The sequence below is a fragment of the Mesorhizobium sp. M7A.F.Ca.US.006.04.2.1 genome (genome assembly GCF_004022915.1).
In the GTDB taxonomy this organism is placed as follows: Bacteria; Pseudomonadota; Alphaproteobacteria; order Rhizobiales; family Rhizobiaceae; genus Mesorhizobium; species Mesorhizobium ciceri.
In genome coordinates, this window is record NZ_RZQA01000025.1 from 1 (window position 1) to 17,755 (window position 17,755).

Genomic DNA, 17,755 nt, shown 5'->3' on the forward strand with positions numbered 1-17,755 from the left:
TCATCGACCTCCCCAATCCTTTGCGTTGGTGGAATCATTTGCCAGGCAGATTGGTCGCCCGCGTCAGCAGGATCACGCCTGCCTTTTCGGCTGTGTCGTAGTAGGTGAAGCCGGTGCGGTTTTCCCGGCGCCCGCGCATCAGCACGGAAAGCCCGTCGGTTTTCGCCTTGGCTTCGGCTGCATCCGCATCGCGGACCTCAAAGCCGATATGGAATACGCCTTCACCCTTGGTATCGAGATGGATGCGCTGCAGTGAGGGATCATGGCTCGGCTGGCAGAGTTGCAGCTGGACGTTCGGCAGGTTGCAGATCCGGTATTGCATGGCATGGAAACCCTTCGGACTTGGGACCTCGAGTTCTTCGTACTCCGCCAGCGGCGGATAGGATTCCCATGGCCCAATGCCGATGGAGTCGTAATAGGCCTGGGCCTTGTCGATATCGTGCACGACGATGCAGAGATGATGCAGCTTATCGAAGTTACCCATATTCTCTCACTCCTTGATCGGGACCGTATAGTTGAGAACGCGGCGCCCCCCGTCGGGGTAGATCGTCTCGCCGGTGATGTAGGAAGCGTCGTCGCTGGCCAGGAACGCCACGACCGAGGCGATCTCGGCTGCCGTGCCGAGGCGGCCGAGCGGTGTGCGCGAAAGAACCGCCCGTCGCATTTCTTCCGAATCGATGAATGTCCCGTCCATGACCATGTCCGTGGCGATGGTGCCCGGGCCGACACCGACCACGCGGATGCCGTGGGGAGCGAAGGCAACAGCCGCGGTACTGGTGACCTGGTTCATGCCGCCCTTGGAGATCGCGTAGGTGGCGACGCGTGGATTGGCGAGGCCTGAATTGATCGACGACATGTTGATGATGACACCGCCTCCACCCTGCGCGATCATCTGGCGGGCTGCGGCCTGGGTGCCCAAGAACGCGCCCTTCAGATTGACGGCGAGAACCCTGTCGTAGTCCGCCTCTGTGATGTCGAGAAAGTCCTGGACCGGAGCGATGCCGGCATTGTTGACCATGATGTCCACACGGCCGAACTTCGCCACCGCCGCCGCAACCAGCCCATCGACCTGCTCCTTCTTGCTGACATCCGTAACGACCGCCAGGACGCTGTCGGGGGTGCCGATTTTCACGGCACATTTTCTCAGTTCCGTCGCATCGATGTCGCCAAGCACGAGCTTCGCGCCCTCGGCCAGAAACCGTTCCGCGCAAGCGCGTCCGATGCCGCGCGCCGCGCCTGTGACAACAGCCACCTTTCCTGCCTGTCTCATGTCCAATCCCTCGATCATTATAAGTCGACCCCCGTCTCAGTGAGCGGTGTGCCGAGCTTGGCCACGGATAAGGATAATTCTCCCACCGAAGCCTACCCTATCGGATCACGAAGGGATTGGCGGTCTTGCCCGCCGTATCTATCCACACCGTCTTGGTCTGCAGATAGGCATTGATGGCCTCCTGCCCGCTCTCGCGACCGATACCGCTCCTCTTGTAGCCGCCGAAGGGCGCCATATAGGAGACGGCGCGGTATGAATTGATCCAGACCATTCCCGCTTCCATCACGGCCGCGCCGCGCAGCGCCCGGCCCATGTCGCTGGTCCATATCCCGGCCGCCAGCCCATAGGGGCTGTCATTGGCAATGGCGAAGGCCTCGTCCTCGTCGTCAAAGGGGATGACGGACAGGATCGGCCCGAACACCTCCTCACGCGCGATCCGCATGGTGTTGTTCACGCCGGTGAAGATGGTCGGCTCGACGAACCAGCCCTCGGCCAGTTCACTGGACGCAGGCTTGCCGCCACCGAGCACGCATAGTGCGCCCTCGCGGCGTGCTATGCCGAGATAGGACAGCACCTTCTCGCGCTGGGCTTGCGTGGTGATCGGCCCCACCTGCGTCTCGGCCAGAGCGGGATTGCCCAATCGAGCACTGGCCGCCAGCGTTATGACGCCCTCCACGAACCGGTCATGGATCTTGCGATGCACCAGCAGGCGCGAACCCGCGATGCAGGTCTGGCCGCCGGCAGCGAAAATGCCTGAGATCGCGCCGTTGACCGCGCTCTCGATATCGGCGTCGTCAAAGACGATGTTGGCCGATTTGCCGCCAAGCTCCAGCGTGACGGTCTTGAGCTGGTCGGCAGCCGCTCGATAGACTGCGATCCCGCCGGGCTCACCGCCGGTGAAGGCTATCTTGGCGACGTCGGGGTGGGCAACGAGCGGCACGCCGACATCGAGCGGCATGCCGGTAACGGTGTTGACCACGCCTGGCGGGAACCCAGCGTGCGCAAACAGTTTCACGAACTCCAGCGTCGAGGCCGATGCGTGTTCGGACGGTTTGATGACGACGGTGTTGCCGGCCGCCAGCAGCGGCGCTAGCTTCCAGGTCAGAAGCAAAAGCGGCGAATTCCAGGGCACGATGGCTGCAATGACACCCAGCGGCTCGTGGCGGGTGAAGGCGAACATGCCAGCCTTGTCGATCGGCAGCACCGCCCCTTCGATCTTGTCGGCAAGACCGCCGAAATAGCGGAACCATTCCGGGATATAGCGCAGCTGCGCCGTCATTTCGGTGAGCAGCTTGCCATTGTCGCGCGTCTCGATGGCGGCAATGCGCTCCGCGTTGTCGGCGATCAGGTCGGCCATCCGCACGAGCAGCTTGCCACGCGCAGTGGCGGTGATGCCGGCCCATTCCTTCGACCGGAATGCCGCCTTGGCGGACGCCACGGCAGCGTCCACCTGGGCTGCTCCCCCACGCGGGATCAGCGCCCAGGGCCTGCCGGTGAACGGATCATGGCTCTCGAATGTATCGGCTGTCGATTGCAGCCGACCGCCGACCGTGTTCTGGAAACTGACCAGCGCCATATCGGTCCTCAACAAGTGGCAAAGCCCAGATGAGCGCGAAAGCGGTTCTTAACCTCGACCGCGTCGCGCGGTGGCAGCGAGCGCGGCAGGTTCTCGGCGGTGATTTTCAGCACGAAAAGGCGTGGACCTTCGGCCGGGCGACGCAGCTCTTCACACAGCGTGTCGACCTCCTCCAGCGAGCGCAACTCGGCGGTTTTCGAAAACCCGCAAGCGGCCGCGACCTTGTCGAAACCGATGCCGCGACCGGTATGGCTCGACTGCATGCCCGTCTCGCCGAAATGCTGGTTGTCGAGCACGATCAGGTCGAGATTGCTGGGCCGCGCCACCGAAATCGTCGCCAGCGAGCCGAACGCCATGAGCTGTTCCCCATCACCAGTAATCACCATGACCCGCTTGTCGGGCTGGGCCTGGGCAAGCCCGAGACCGATCAGTGCAGCACCCCCCATGGCGCCCCAGAGATAGTAGTTGTCGTTGCGGTCACCGGCGGCGTGCACGTCGTAGGTCGGCGAGCCGAGACCGGTCACGACCAATGCGCCGTCGCGGGCGTCAAGGAGTTTCTTCACCGCAACCCGGCGGTCCATTGTCGGTAAATTCATCTCATTCACCACTTCTTCTTGCCGAGCAGGCGCTGCCCGATCAGCACCGCGATCTGTTGATCGGCGTCAAAAGCCATCAGGGCTGCCTGAGCCACCGTCTCCACGAGGTCTGGACCAGTCTCGGCGCGCAGCACCTTGAGGCCGATCGATTTCAGCGAGGCTTCCGTCGCCTGCCCCATCGGCACCTGCCAGGGGTTGAACTCGGCCCATTCGCCTCTCATCGTCACCAGAACGAGCAAGGGGAAGCGTGCCTGCACGGGAAGCGACAGCATGTTTATACAGTTGCCGACCCCTGACGATTGCATGAGCACGACGCTCCGCTTGCCGCCGAGCCAGGAGCCGGCGGCGACGGCGATGCCCTCTTCTTCCGTCGTCAGCACGTTGGCGACGACCTCGGGATCCGCGCTGAAGCGTCGGATCAGGGTCGTATGTCCAGCATCGGGCACATAAGACATGTGGCTGATGCCGGCAGCCTTGAGCACATCATAGACCTGATCTGGCCACTGCTTTTCAGACGCCGCCGGAGCGGCCCCAGGCGTTGCTGTTTCCGGATGTTTTGCTTCTACGCTCGCCGTCACGTTGGAACTCCGAGATTTGGATTGGCATCAGGTTATCTCGGCTATCCGATCTAATCGTCGTCTCTTTCTTGTGATCAGATATAATGATATTCGATAGCTTATGGAGTTATCGCAACTGCGTACGCTGATCCACGTCGCCGAACTCGGGAGCCTGAGCAAGGCTGCCGATCGGCTACACATCGCGCAGCCTGCCCTCAGCCGGCAGGTGCGCATGCTGGAGGAGGAACTGGGCTTTGCCCTGTTCGTGCGCCACGGCCGCGGCATGGTGCTGTCTGAGCAGGGCAAGCAGGTGCTGACGCACGCCATGCGCGTGATGGCAGAGATCGATGAGATCCGTGCCACGGCCACGCCAGCCGACGCGCCGCTCACCGGTGAAGTGGCCATCGGTCTGCCACCCACCGTCGCGGACATTATTTCGCTGCCGCTGGCTGCCGCCTTCGCCAAGAACCATCCCAAGGCGAAGCTGAGGCTTGTCAGCGCCTACACCGGCTATTTGCTCGACTGGATGCACCGAGGCGAGGTGGACGTCGCCGTGCTGTACGACCCGCGCATGGCGCGTTCGTTGCGCTCGCGCCCGTTGCTTCTGGAAAATCTCTTCCTGATTGGGCCGCCTGATGCGGGGTTTTCAACCGTGCGCGCGGTATCGTTCGCCTCGCTTGCCGGCAAGCGCCTGCTGCTGCCCAGCATCAAGCACGGTCTGCGCATCATCGTAGAACGCTGTGCCACGGATGCCGGCATCACGCTCGATGTCGGCATCGAGGCGGATTCCTACGCCGCGCTGAAGGACCTAGTGCGCAACGGCCATGGCTGGACGATCCTGCCGCTCGCTCCTATCCATGCCGATGTAACCGCGGGGCTGCTCACCGCCGCGCCGCTGATCGATCCCGTGCCGGTGCGCCGCCTGATCCTTGCATATCCGGCAGACCGACCTGCCTCTCGGCTGGCGCGGTTTGCCGGACAAGCAATAGAGGACATCGCCAAGGACCTCGTAGGGCGGGCGATCTGGGTTGGCCAACTCCTCGGCCCCTCGCTGTAAGCATTCGAATTCCGTTATGTCTGCTCACGCCAGCTTTGCGTTGCTGACAGGACGCGGCGGCGCGATAGTGAGGCCCGCAGCACGACGAAAGCCGGACAAACCCCATGGAATACTATCAGGACATTCGCGATGCCGTCGCCCGGCTGTGTGCGCGCTTTCCCGGAGAATACTGGCGCGCGCTCGACAGGGACATGGCCTATCCCCGCGAGTTCGTCGAAGCATTGACGGAGGCTGGTTGGCTTTCGATCCTGATCCCGGAGGCGTATGGCGGCTCGGGCCTGCCGCTTTCGGCCGCCGCCGCCGTGCTGGAGGAAATCCAGCGCGCCGGCTGCAATGGCGGCGCCTGCCATGCCCAGATGTACACGATGGGCACGCTTGTTCGCCACGGCTCTGAAGCCCAAAAGCAACGATACCTGCCGAAGGTCGCCGCGGGAGAATTGCGTCTGCAGGCCTTCGGCGTCACCGAACCGACCAGCGGCACCGACACCGGCGCTCTCAAGACCACTGCTCGCCTCGACGGCTATCATTTCGTAGTCAAGGGCCAGAAGATCTGGACCAGCCGCGCCGAGCATTCGGATTTGATGCTGCTTCTGGCGCGGACCACGCCGCTCAAGGATGGCATGAAGAAGGCCGACGGTCTCTCCGTCCTCATCGTCGACATGCGCGAAGCCGTTGGCAAGGGCCTCACCATCCGGCCGATCCGCACGATGATGAACCATGCCACCACCGAAGTCTTCTTCGACGACCTGCGCGTGCCGGCCGAAAACCTGATCGGCGAAGAGGGAAAGGGATTCCGCTACATCCTCTCGGGCATGAACGCCGAGCGCATCCTGATCGCAGCCGAATGCGTCGGCGATGCGAAATGGTTCATCGAAAAGTCGAGCGTCTACGCGAAGGAAAGGCATGTGTTTGGCCGAGCGATCGGCCAAAACCAAGGCGTCCAGTTCCCAATCGCAAGGGCCTACGCCAACATGCGCGCGGCCGAATTGATGGTGCGCGAGGCGCTGAACCTCTACGAGGCCGGCAAGAACCCCGGTGCCGAAGCGAACATGGCCAAGATGCTGGCGGCCGACGCCTCTAACGAAGCCGCCAATGTCTGCATCCAGACGCATGGCGGCTTCGGTTTCGCGGAAGAGTACGATGTCGAGCGCAAATTCCGCGAGACGCGTCTTTATCAGGTCGCGCCGATCTCGACCAACCTCATCCTGTCATACCTTTCCGAGCACGTGCTTGGACTGCCGCGTTCCTACTAGGAGTTGCCGCCGTGAACGTCCTCATCGTCTACGCCCACCCGGAAGTAAGATCCTTCAACGGCGCCATGAAGGATATGGCCGTGGAAACACTGACCCGCGCAGGTCACGATGTGGTCGTCAGCGACCTCTATGCGATGGGTTTCAATCCTGTCGCAGGGCCGGGCGACATATCAGGCGAGCGCAACGATCCGGACTTTTTCAGCCTGCCGCGCGAGCAGACCGCGGCGTACGAGGCCGACGCGCTTTCAGCCGACATCATCGCCGAGATCGAAAAGCTGAAACAAGCGGACTTCGTGCTGTTCCAGTTCCCGGTTTGGTGGTTCGGACTGCCCGCAATGCTCAAGGGCTGGGCCGACCGTGTGTTCGCGCGCGGTTTTGCGTATCTGCCGGGGCGCAAATACGACACCGGCATGTTCAAGGGAAAGCTCGCCATGGTGGCCGCCACCACGGGCACATCGGCCGACACCTATGCGCCCGATGGCATCGATGGCGACATCCTCACGGTGCTGTGGCCGATCCACAATGGCCTGCTTCGCTACTCAGGCTTCGACGTGTTGCCGCCCTTCGTCGCCTATATGCCGGGCCGTGTCGGCGACGATGGCCGCAAGGCCTATCTGGAAGCCTATAGCAAGCGGCTAGAGGACATGGACGGCACGCCGCGGCTTTTCTTCCACGCCGCCGAGGACTACGGCAAGAACGAGCGGCTAAAACCAGGCGTGCTGGCGCGCTCGGGGGTACAGCGCAATGTCTGACGGCACCCGCCCGCTGGAGGGTCTGTTCGTCGTTTCGATCGAGCAGGCGGTCGCCGCTCCGCTCTGCACGGTTCGCCTCGCCGATGCCGGGGCGCGCGTCGTGAAGATCGAGCGTCCGGAAGGCGAAACCGCGCGTCATTACGATTCCACCGTTGAAGGCATGTCGGCTTACTTCGTCTGGCTCAACCGCGGCAAGGAAAGCGCGGTTCTCGACCTGAAAGCCGAGGACGACCTCGCTCTCCTGCAGCGGATGGTGGCGCGCGCGGATGTTCTCGTGCAGAATCTCGCGCCGGGCGCCATCGACAGGCTCGGCCTCTCCGCCGATGTGATTGCGGAAAGGTTCCCCCGGCTGATTGCCATCAACATCGTCGGCTACGGACAGGACACGCCTTACGCCGCGATGCGCGCCTACGACATGCTGGTGCAGGCGGAAAGCGGCATCTGTGCCGTCACTGGCACGCCGGACACGCCGAGCAAGATCGGGGTTTCCGCCGCCGACATCGCCACCGGAATGAATGCGCATGCAGCGATCCTCGAAGCCTTGTTGGCGCGCGAGAAGACCGGGCGCGGCCGCATTGTCGAAATCGCCATGTTCGACGCCATGGCAGACTGGATGACCGTGCCGCTGCTCCACTACGAATATGCGGGCCGCGAGACGCAGAGATATGGCTTGGCACACGCTTCGATCTACCCCTATCGACCTTATGCCTGTCGGGATGGCAGCGTGGTCGTGTCCATCCAGCAGAACAATGAATGGAAGCGCTTCTGCACCATCGTGCTGCAAAGGCAGGATTTGTTCGCCGACGAACGCTTCGCCACCAATGCCCGGCGGGTGGCCAACCGCACGGCGCTCGACGCCGAGATCGAACCGATCTTCGCGGCAATCGACTGCGAAGAGGCCATCGACCGTCTCAACGGTGCGCAGATCGCCTGGGGCCGGGTGAGCGCTATGCACGACCTGCCGCGCCACAAGGCATTGCGCCGGACAGAGGTGGCGCTGCCGGACGGCAGGCGCATCTCCGTGCCCATGCCGGCAGGGCGGTCGGAGGGATTCGCAACGGTCCCAAGCGTTCCCGCCCTTGGCGCCGACACGGACCGGATCCGGTCCGAATTCGCCGCCTGACGAGGGAGCCCATGACTCTGGACACGAGCACGCTGCAGGAATGGGTTGGACGCACCCACGAGGTCGAGGATGTTGTCACCCCGCGCCTGCTGGCCAGCTTTGACGCCACGCTCGGGGACCACGCAGCGCAAACCGCCGGGAGCACGGCCCCGCCCGGACTGCACTGGTGCCTGACGCCCGATATTGCCGACAGGCGCAAACTCGGACCTGACGGGCACCCCACCAAAGGCGGCTTCCTGCCGCCGGTGCCGCTTCCGCGCCGCATGTGGGCTGCCAGCGATGTCCGTTTCATAGCGCCGATCCGCTCCGGCGACCGCATCCGCCGTCGCTCGACATTGACCGCCATCGAGGAGAAGCAGGGCCGCACCGGCCCGCTCACCTTCGTCATGGTCCGGCACGACATTGCCAACGACGCTGGCCCGGTGATCGAGGAGGACCAGACCATTGCCTATCGCGCCGCCGGCGCTACGGCAGCGACCCCTGCCCCGCCGGGAACTCCACCCCCGGCGGCATCGAACGAGCGCTGGGTTGACGTGGATCCGGTGCTACTCTTTCGTTACTCCGCGCTGACGTTCAATGGGCATCGTATCCACTACGACGCGCCTTACGCCACAACGGTCGAGGGTTATCCCGGGCTCGTCATCCATGGCCCGCTGCAGGCGACGCTGCTCCTGAACTTTGCCACAGCCATTTTCGGCTCCTCGCCGCGCCGTTTCTCGTTCCGGGGCGTGCATCCGGCGACCAGACCGCAACGTCTGCTTCTGAGCGCAACGTGTCCGGGCAATGACGGCATGGCTCTCGAGGTACGGTCGGCCGACGGCCATGTGACGGTGAAGGCCACGGCGCAATGGTGAGCTTCGTCACGCCTGTCGTGCCGCTTTTCGTGCCGGGCTCGCGGCCGGACCGGTTTGCCAAGGCCGACAACAGCGGCGCGGATGCGGTCATTCTCGACCTTGAGGATGCCGTCGCTCCTGGCGACAAGGACCGCGCCCGGGACGCAGTTGTTGGTTATGCAGCCAGGCTGAAATCTCCAGTCATCGTCCGCATCAACCCCGTTGGCACCCCGTGGCACGAAGCGGACATCGACGCCGTGCGGCGCTTCGATGGCGTCTCCATTATGCTGTCCAAGGCCGAGCGCGCGGAAGACATTGCCGATATGGCCAGGCACATAACACGCAACGTATCCGTCATCGCGCTCGTCGAGAGTGCTGTCGGCCTCGCCAACCTGCCGGATATATTGGCGACGCCCGACGTCGTTGCCGTCGCTTTCGGCTCGGTCGACTTCTCGCTCGATCTCGGTTGCGCGCATGACCGGTTGACCCTGCTTGCGGCTCGCAACGAACTTGTCTGGCGCTCGCGCGCGGCTGGCCGTGCCGCGCCGATCGACGGCGTGACGACAGACCTGAGCAGTCCCGAAATCACCGAGGATGACGCCCGCCATGCTATGAAGATGGGCTTCGGTGGCAAGATGGCGATCCATCCGAGGCAGATCGAGCCGATTCGCGTTGCTTTTCGCCCGAGCGACAATGAAATCATCTGGGCACGTGACATCGTCGGCGCAGCTTCGTCCGGTGAAGCTGTCCAGGTGAACGGCGAAATGGTGGATCGGCCGGTCATCGAGCGCGCAAGGCGGATCCTGCGCCGGGCCGCTTTGGTCTAAAGGGCATGCAGATGAGGAACAGCGGATGAGCCTGGACACCGCCGATCGGCCGACAGCCAGGCTTTGCGCCTTCATCGCCGAGCTCGAGTTCGAGCAGATTCCGCCGCGCGTCGTTCGTTTCGCAAAAGGACTGATGATCGACTGGCTCGGCTCAACCCTCGCCGGCAAGGGCGCGCGCCAAGTCGAGATCATCGACGGCTTTGCTCGTGCAATGGGGCCGGCGGACGGCCCAAGTCTCGTCATCCCGACGAGACGACGCACGAGCCCCTACTTCGCGGCGATGGTCAATGCCGCGGCCTCCCATGTGGTGGAGCAGGACGACGTTCACAACGGCTCGGTCTTTCACCCGGCTGCGGTGATCTTTCCAGCCGTTTTGGCGGTTGCGGAAGCAGAGGGGAAGACCGGGCGTGAAATCCTGACTGCTTGCATCGCCGGCTACGAGGTTGGCATCCGGGTCGGAGAGTTCCTAGGGCGGTCACATTACCAGATCTTCCACACAACGGGCACGGCCGTCACTGTCGCCGCGGCCGCCGCTGTCGGGAAGTTGATCGGGCTGGACGCGGCCGGCATCAACCATGCACTGGGCTCCGCCAGTACCCAGGCAGCGGGGCTCTGGGAATTGCTGCGCGACGCCGCCGATTCCAAGCAGCTTCATACTGCGCGTGCGGCCGCCAACGGCCTGTGTGCTGCCTTCTTGGCTCGCGATGGCTTCAAGGGGGCCGCGCAGATCCTTGAAGGGAAGAAGGGCATGGCGGCCGGCATGTCCAGCGATGCCGTTCCGGCCCGTCTGACGGATGGCCTCGGCAGCCGTTGGGCAACGGAGGAGACATCCTTCAAATGGCATGCCTCCTGTCGCCACACCCATCCGGCAGCCGACGCACTTCAGCTGCTCATGCGCCGCGAGGGGCTCGGCCCGGACGACATCGCGGAGGTGGTCACCCAAGTCCACCAGGGCGCCATCGATGTCCTGGGTGCGGTGGACATCCCTCAGACGGTCCACCAGGCGAAGTTCTCCATGGGCACGGTATTGGGGCTCATCGCCGTCAATGGCGTCGCCGACCTCGACGCGTTCGAACGCCAGGCACTTGCCGACGCTGGCGTAACGCGCTTCCGCTCGAAGGTGCGTATGGAATTCGAGATCGACAGCCTTTACGCTATTGCTTCGTTGAATGACGTCTGCCGCCGCCTCGGCAAATCCATCGACCATTCGAGGGTCTGGAATATTCAAGCGATTCCGCCGACGCTTCGTGAAGCGCTGACGATTGCAGCGAAGCACGTCAACGATGATATCGTGCATCCGCCCACCGGCATCTCGAACATCTCGGAGTGGTGTAAGAAAGATCAGTGCTGGACTCGTTTGCAGGGCACGCTGGACAAGCTTGAGGCCGCTTTGCCTGACGAATTTTTCGAAGACCTCCTGTCGCTGGAAGAACAGGGCGAAGAGCGCAAGGACGCCAAAGTCACTCAGAAAATTGACAACGGAATCGAGGCGCAGAAGCGAGTTTTCGATATCCCTGCCCATCAGTGGAGGACGATCATGCAAGAACTGGGGCGCAAACGCGTGCTGACACCCAGAGAGACCGGCGTGCTGCAGGTTGCTGTGCAGATGCCCGCGAAGATTCCGACTGAAAAGCAGTGCCTTGTTCTCATAGGGGTGCTGGAGAAGGCCAGGAATGAGGGGCTGGTTGCGTTGGCAGCGGAGGAGGAGGATGCCTGAGATTCACCGCCATCAGCGCATCTCCTGCCGAGGCCGCCGGGCTGCTGGGCATATGACCCGCATTCAGTTTGATCTCGCATCCCTGAAGCTTTCGGACCTCGGCGCCATTGATTTGTCCGGAGCGGAGACGGTCGCCGTCCTAATCCCGATGCGCAGTATCGGCCGGACTAATGAGCATATCGATATATGCTGGGACTATGTGGAGGCATCATGGGCCGCGGAGAACATGGCGGCGGAAGCCGGCAGTGCCGAGGTAGCCGAGGAGTACTTCGCTGAGGCATATCTCACACGGCTGAGACTTACCCTGACGGATATCGGTCCGGGTTTCCGGGGACGGCTCGAAAATGTCGTCGTCGTGTTTCAGGCGCAACAGGACGACGGGTCAGGCGAAGGAGAGAGTTACCAAAGCCTACGCGACGCAATAGCTGATTACGAGGAATCGCTGGCCGACTGTGATCCACGTCTTCCGGAGCTGGTCGAATCCTACTTTGCCAACTTCCTTTCGGGCGCTATACACCAGATGCGCTATGATGCGCCGGATTACTACGACGAGCTGGTCAAAAAACATCCCGAGTATGAACTTGGCTTCCACAAGAGCCCTTACAGTGGCCGGCTGGGAGCAGACTGCTACGCTTCCATCGACAGCTGGCTCATTCCGAACGGTGTTGAGCTCGACACGTTCTTCTCTGCGACCGGGCAGAATTACCGCCGGGCCGATTTTGTGGCGGCCGAGGTGCTTGTCATCGCCGGAAAATCTTTTGTCCTTTCCGAAGGCATGGTCGCCTACTTTCCGATGAACCAGTACTTCAAGTCCCGGGTCTGCGCGGGATTCGCACGACGCCATGACGAGGGATATCTGGCCGCCCGATCAATTCGCATGGCTGGATGCGACCTTCACACACTCACCGGTCGGGGAGTACCTCAGGGAGGGCATGCCAGCGGGCCTTAGGGCCCCAGGGCCCCGCGGGGAATCATGTCTGGTTCACAACACCGGAACTCTGATTGTGGTGGATGATGGCACTGACACCCACGTTCTTTATGACACGAAACCGCTCGAAGAGCGGGCCACAAAGAACCTGTATGAAAGAATCTGCGATACGACCCGCTCTCTCACTGCGACGATGGGCCTCTCGGATTCTCTCACTCTCGATTGGAGAAGCCTTAATGACGAGCAATTTGAGCAGCTCTGCTACGATATCCTCTACGCTCATGCGATGTTTGATTCTTCGACAATCAGAAAGCTTGGCAGCTCGCGATCGAGAGACGGCGGACGCGATATCGAGATCATGGAAGCCGCGAGATCAGCCGGAAACAAGGGTCGTAAATGGATTTTTCAGTGCAAACTGACTCAGAGTAATTCGCTGGGCGCGACCAAAGTTCAGGATATCGGCGACATGGTCGATCTGCACGCAGCAGAGGGCTTTGGCGTGATGACCTCGGCGCTAATTGACGCGACGTTATATGATAAGATCGATGGCATCTGCGATAGACGTTCGATCAGGACTCTTAACTTCTCTGTTCTGGAACTAAACCGTGTTCTTGTCAGAAACCCGACGGTCAGGAAGCGATATTTTCCGGACTCGTGATTTAGGCAAGCTAGCTAAGCTCACGGGTGCGAAGCAGACTAGCTGCGTTTACGTATGGCAAACAATGACATATGAGTTCTCAGTTTCATCCTGCCGGGCGCGCCCGAGAGGATTCGAACCGCTGTCAGGTCTGAGGCAAAACATTAAAGGCTGTCTCTTCTGATTTCCCTTCAAGGCGATCAAAGTTACATCCTGAATGTCCGCTAACGATAACGGAAGAGCAAGGAGCTGCCGGTTCGCAATCATCCCCAATCAACCGCTGATCGCATCAAGCAGACGTGAACGGCAAATTTGAGGTCACATAAGAAGGGATAGCACCTGGTGAATGGAGGGCTTTTACGCGGTGCCAAACGGTATAACTTTGGTTTTACACTGTGGTTGATTTCGTTACGAATTTAAAGACCGGCAGGGTCCTTGTTTTACACGTAAGCCGTTGAAATCAGTGCAATAACACCAGCTTCCCGAGCTGAACGCGAGGGTTCGATTCCCGCTACCCGCTCCAGCCTAAGGCGTCAGAACCATTTCAGCGCCTGCCTGTTCGTCGAACACAACCGAGCAGCCTCTCGCCAGCGCCACCGTTGCGAGGGCGTTTGCCGCCGCGTCATCCGATGAAACGAAATCGCCGGTCAACACCCGCAATTCTTCCACGCCTTCAGCCATGGACACGAAATTGCCGACCGATCGATCGTGCTTGCAGGCCTCGATCACGCAAAGCAGGTCGATGATTTCGAAGCTGCGCATGTTCAGCCTCCAGAAGAAATCGTCCCTTGCAAGATCATGAACGCATCGGCGGGAAATAATGTTCCCAGTTCGCTTTCGCTGGCCTCGGCCTGGCGGCGCTTTCGCCGGAGAAGCTTACCTGATCCAGCCATCATCCCACTTCCCTCAGAATGAAGTCGTGCAGCATCTTGGCGGCCGGCGACAGCGCGCGATTCCTCACCGTGATCAGGCTGTAGGGCCTGACCTCGATGTCGAATTCGGTCTGGACGACGTCGATGGCGCCGGCCAGCCCGTCAGGGTTCTGGATGAATTTCGCCACCTGGACAGAGACCGGTGCGATGGCATCGGATTGCGCGACCATGACCAGGGTCAGGAGCAGCGAACTGGTGTTCAGGATACGGTCCGGCAAAGCGATGTTGCGGTTGAGGAAGTTGCTCTCCATCGCCTGGCGCAAGGGCGAGCCGCCAGACTGGAAGACCCAGTCATAGGCGGCGGTGTCTTCCAGCCGCACCACGCTGCCCCTGGTGAGCGGGTGGCCACGGCGCACGATCAGGCAGGCCTTCTCGACGCCGATGACACGGGATTCGAACAGCCGTGGGTTCAAGTCGTCAGGAATGCGCGCGATGATGAAGTCATGGCGCGTGGCGATCAGTTCGCGTGCCAGCACATTGGAGGTCTCGACCTGCATGGTGATCTCGATGCGCGGATAGATGCGGCGGATTTCACGAATTGCCGGCACCGCCAGCTCGATTGCCGGCGCGGTCACGGCACCCAGGAAAACCGAACCACCCTTGCCCGCCTTGAGCTCGGAAATCTCGCGGTCGACCTCGCGCATCTCCAGCAGGATCGAGCGCGCGCGCCTGGCCAAAGCCTTGCCGTACGGCGTCAAGGTGATGCCGCGCGGCAGCCTCTCGCACAGCTTGACCTCCAGCACCGCCTCCATCTCCGCGATCATGCGCGAGGCCGCCGGCTGCGAAATGTTCAGAACCTGGGCTGCCGCGCTGACCCGGCCATGGTCGTCGAGCGCGACGATCATGCGCATATGACGCAGACTGAGACCGCTGCGCAGCAGGGTTTCGCCATCGCCCGGTGCTTCTCTGTAACCATTTGAAGCTGTTGTCGGATTTCCTAGCCGCGCCATCGATTTCCCTGCCTTCTGCTTGTGTACGACCGACATCGGGTCAACCCGTCACGTCGCAATACCTATACCAACGATGATATAGCAACCATCAAAGATCGCATTTGACAGTTATGGCAAAGACCCACACCCTCCGCGCGTTCCAAGACGTGACGGTCGCCGACGAGAAAAATCGTATCGATTGAATCAGCGTCTCGGGGCCATGGGAGGATACCGGAGATCGATATGACGGCAGCGGTGCCTTGGCGCTTCTGCACGATTGCGCGGCCCGCGACCCCCGGGGTGCCGCGTCCATCAAACAGGGAGAGTTAAAGTGAAAATCATCAAGACACTGGCCGCCGTCGCGGCCCTTGGCATCGCTGCCATGACCTACTCGGCGCACGCAGCCGACAAGGGTCTCGTCGGCGTGCTGATGCCGACCAAGACCTCGCAGCGCTGGATCAATGACGGCGATGCCGTCAAGTCCCAGCTCGAGGCTCTCGGCTACACCGTCGACCTGCAATACGCGCAGGACGACATCCCCAACCAGCTCAGCCAGCTGGAAAACGAAATCACCAAAGGCCCGAAGGCGCTGATCATCGCCTCGATCGACGGCACCACCCTGTCGGATGCTCTGCAGAAGGCCGCTGACGCGGGCGTCGTCGTCGTCGCCTATGACCGCCTGATCAAGAAGACCGCCAATGTCGACTACTACACCACCTTCGACAATTTCGGCGTCGGCGTGATCCAGGCGAATTCGCTGGTCAAGGGCCTCAAGGAACGCTTCCCGAACACCAAGCCGTGGAACGTCGAACTGTTCGGCGGCTCGCCCGACGACAACAACGCCTTCTTCTTCTACAATGGCGCCATCTCCGTCCTGCAGCCGCTGATCGACGACGGCTCGATCAAGATCAAGTCCGGCCAGACCGGCATGGACAAGGTCGGCACGCTGCGTTGGCTCGCCGCCACCGCCCAGGCGCGCATGGACAATCTGCTGTCGGCCAACTATTCGGACGGCAGCCGCGTCGATGGCGTTCTGTCGCCCTATGACGGCCTGTCGCGCGGCATCACCGCCTCGCTGCGCGCCGTCGGCTACGGCACCGAGGCTCAGCCTTGGCCAATCGTGACCGGTCAGGACGCTGAGACCGCTTCGGTCAAGCTGATCATCTCGGGCGAGCAGTACTCGACCGTGTTCAAGGACACCCGCGAACTGGCCAAGGCCACCGTCCAGCTCGTCGACAAGGTGCTCTCGGGCGGCAAGCCGGACGGCCTCGATGAAAAGACCTACAACAACGACGTCAAGGTCGTTCCCTCGATCCTGCTGACGCCGCATGAAGTCGACAAGTCGAACTACCAGGCGCTGGTCGTCGACTCCGGCTACATCAAGGCCGACGAACTGAAGTAATCCCGGTTACAAAGTCAGGGGGTCCTGCGCAACGCAGGGCCCCTTTTCGTTCACCAGCGAGCCCGGTATTGTCACCGACCTCGCCGGCAATGTTTGCCGAGCTCTCAAGGAGCGGTAGTCCCCATGGCCCCGACGATTTTGGAGATGCGCGACATCACCAAGACGTTTCCCGGCGTGAAGGCGCTGTCGAACGTCAACCTCAGCGTCGAGGAAGGCGAGATCCACGCCGTGGTCGGCGAAAACGGCGCCGGCAAGTCGACGCTGATGAAGGTGCTGTCGGGCGTCTATCCCTCCGGCACCTATGACGGCCAGATCATCTTCCAAGGCCAGGAATGCCAGTTCAAGGGCATCCAGGACAGCGAACACAAGGGTATCGTCATCATCCACCAGGAGCTAGCGCTGGTGCCGATGCTGTCGATCGCCGAAAACATCTTCCTCGGCAACGAGCACGCGAAATTCGGCGTCATCGACTGGGACGCCAACGAGGAGCGCACCAGTGCGCTGTTGAAGAAGGTGGGCCTCAAGGAGGACCCCAAGACGCTGATCACCAATATCGGCGTCGGCAAGCAGCAGCTGGTCGAGATTGCCAAGGCGCTGAGCAAGGAGGTCAAGCTCCTGATCCTCGACGAGCCTACGGCATCGCTCAGCGAAAAGGACAGCCAGGCGCTGCTTGACCTGCTGCTCGAATTCAAGCGGCAAGGCATGACCTCGATCCTGATCTCGCACAAGCTCAACGAGATCAACCGGGTCGCCGACAAGGTGACGGTGATCCGTGACGGGCGCACCATCGAGACGCTGGCCAAGAAGGACATCTCCGAAGACCGCATCATCACCTCGATGGTCGGCCGTTCCCTCGACGACCGCTATCCGCCGCGCGAGCCTGATATCGGCGAGATCGTGTTCGAGGTGAAGAACTGGTCGGTCTATCACCCGCTCCATGCCGAGCGGCAGGTGATCAAGGGTATCGACATCAATGTGCGCAAGGGCGAAGTGGTGGGCATTGCCGGGCTGATGGGCGCCGGCCGCACCGAATTCGCCATGAGCCTGTTCGGCCGCTCCTACGGCCGCCGCATCACAGGCGAGGTGCTGCTCAAGGGCAAGCCGATCGATGTGTCCTCGGTAAGCAAGGCGGTCCAACACGGCATCGCCTACGTCACCGAGGATCGCAAGACCTACGGGCTCAACCTCATCGACCATATCAAGCACAACATCACGCTGGCCAATCTCGGCGGCGTGGCCCGCCACAGCGTGATCGACGACATGCGCGAGCTCGCCGTTGCCAACGACTATCGCAAGAAGACCAATATCCGCGCTTCCAGCGTCTATCAGTTGACCGGCAATCTTTCCGGCGGCAACCAGCAGAAGG

General features: G+C 61.8%; 18 protein-coding genes. 11 read left to right on the forward strand and 7 right to left on the reverse strand.

Going from position 1 to position 17,755, the window contains the following annotated elements:
• Positions 1–34: 34 nt before the first annotated feature.
• The 5 genes from EN925_RS02805 to EN925_RS02825 form a co-directional block, all read right to left on the reverse strand.
• Entirely contained in the window at positions 35–484 is a 450-nt protein-coding gene (locus EN925_RS02805; protein ID WP_013893956.1) for a VOC family protein, read from the reverse strand.
• A 6-nt stretch (positions 485–490) separates the two neighbouring features.
• Positions 491–1,270 carry an SDR family oxidoreductase gene (locus EN925_RS02810; RefSeq protein WP_127368252.1) on the reverse strand — a complete coding sequence of 260 codons (780 nt, stop codon included), beginning with the start codon at positions 1,268–1,270 and terminating at the stop codon, positions 491–493.
• A 97-nt stretch (positions 1,271–1,367) separates the two neighbouring features.
• A complete protein-coding gene (locus EN925_RS02815; RefSeq protein WP_127368251.1) occupies positions 1,368–2,846 on the reverse strand; it encodes an aldehyde dehydrogenase in 1,479 nt (492 codons plus the stop codon).
• 8 nt (positions 2,847–2,854) lie between these two features.
• Complete coding sequence (locus tag EN925_RS02820; RefSeq protein ID WP_127368250.1) at positions 2,855–3,442, reverse strand: thiamine pyrophosphate-dependent enzyme; 588 nt, start codon at positions 3,440–3,442, stop codon at positions 2,855–2,857.
• Positions 3,443–3,447: 5 nt separating this feature from the next.
• Complete coding sequence (locus EN925_RS02825) at positions 3,448–4,020, reverse strand: thiamine pyrophosphate-binding protein (RefSeq protein WP_013893952.1); 573 nt, start codon at positions 4,018–4,020, stop codon at positions 3,448–3,450.
• Between the two features lie 100 nt (positions 4,021–4,120).
• Here EN925_RS02825 and EN925_RS02830 point away from each other — a divergent pair, with 100 nt between their 5' ends.
• The 9 genes from EN925_RS02830 (at position 4,121) to EN925_RS02870 (ending at position 13,147) form a co-directional block, all read left to right on the forward strand.
• Entirely contained in the window at positions 4,121–5,056 is a 936-nt protein-coding gene (locus EN925_RS02830; RefSeq protein WP_013893951.1) for a LysR substrate-binding domain-containing protein, read from the forward strand.
• 104 nt (positions 5,057–5,160) lie between these two features.
• Positions 5,161–6,309, forward strand: a complete 1,149-nt coding sequence (locus EN925_RS02835; protein WP_127368249.1) for an acyl-CoA dehydrogenase family protein — start codon at positions 5,161–5,163, stop codon at positions 6,307–6,309.
• Positions 6,310–6,320: 11 nt separating this feature from the next.
• Positions 6,321–7,061 (forward strand): NAD(P)H-dependent oxidoreductase, encoded by a 741-nt coding sequence (locus tag EN925_RS02840; protein ID WP_128336326.1) that lies wholly within the window; start codon positions 6,321–6,323, stop codon positions 7,059–7,061.
• Entirely contained in the window at positions 7,054–8,184 is a 1,131-nt protein-coding gene (locus EN925_RS02845) for a CaiB/BaiF CoA-transferase family protein (protein ID WP_127368247.1), read from the forward strand. The genes EN925_RS02840 and EN925_RS02845 overlap by 8 nt, the downstream gene beginning before the upstream one ends.
• An 11-nt stretch (positions 8,185–8,195) precedes the next feature.
• Positions 8,196–9,038, forward strand: a complete 843-nt coding sequence (locus EN925_RS02850) for a MaoC family dehydratase N-terminal domain-containing protein (protein WP_013893947.1) — start codon at positions 8,196–8,198, stop codon at positions 9,036–9,038.
• The gene (locus EN925_RS02855) at positions 9,032–9,844 is read left to right on the forward strand and encodes a CoA ester lyase (RefSeq protein ID WP_127368661.1); all 813 of its coding nucleotides are present in this window, start codon (positions 9,032–9,034) and stop codon (positions 9,842–9,844) included. Before EN925_RS02850 ends, EN925_RS02855 begins: the two co-directional genes overlap by 7 nt.
• A 25-nt stretch (positions 9,845–9,869) precedes the next feature.
• A complete protein-coding gene (locus EN925_RS02860; RefSeq protein WP_245469169.1) occupies positions 9,870–11,561 on the forward strand; it encodes an MmgE/PrpD family protein in 1,692 nt (563 codons plus the stop codon).
• Positions 11,554–12,510 carry a hypothetical protein gene (locus EN925_RS02865; RefSeq protein WP_127368660.1) on the forward strand — a complete coding sequence of 319 codons (957 nt, stop codon included), beginning with the start codon at positions 11,554–11,556 and terminating at the stop codon, positions 12,508–12,510. The genes EN925_RS02860 and EN925_RS02865 overlap by 8 nt, the downstream gene beginning before the upstream one ends.
• A gap of 55 nt (positions 12,511–12,565) precedes the next feature.
• Entirely contained in the window at positions 12,566–13,147 is a 582-nt protein-coding gene (locus EN925_RS02870) for a restriction endonuclease (RefSeq protein WP_164766090.1), read from the forward strand.
• A 504-nt stretch (positions 13,148–13,651) separates the two neighbouring features.
• On the opposite strand, the gene EN925_RS02875 is transcribed toward EN925_RS02870, so the two are convergent.
• Together EN925_RS02875 and EN925_RS02880 are read right to left on the reverse strand one after the other, a co-directional pair.
• Entirely contained in the window at positions 13,652–13,888 is a 237-nt protein-coding gene (locus tag EN925_RS02875; protein WP_024503153.1) for a hypothetical protein, read from the reverse strand.
• A gap of 130 nt (positions 13,889–14,018) precedes the next feature.
• Positions 14,019–15,008 (reverse strand): LysR family transcriptional regulator, encoded by a 990-nt coding sequence (locus EN925_RS02880; RefSeq protein ID WP_127368662.1) that lies wholly within the window; start codon positions 15,006–15,008, stop codon positions 14,019–14,021.
• A 310-nt stretch (positions 15,009–15,318) separates the two neighbouring features.
• On the opposite strand from EN925_RS02880, the gene chvE reads away from it, so the two are divergent.
• A complete protein-coding gene (gene chvE, locus EN925_RS02885; protein ID WP_024503154.1) occupies positions 15,319–16,389 on the forward strand; it encodes a multiple monosaccharide ABC transporter substrate-binding protein in 1,071 nt (356 codons plus the stop codon).
• A 123-nt stretch (positions 16,390–16,512) separates the two neighbouring features.
• On the forward strand, positions 16,513–17,755 hold a 1,243-nt coding region (locus EN925_RS02890; protein ID WP_128336328.1), incomplete at its 3' end, for an ATP-binding cassette domain-containing protein.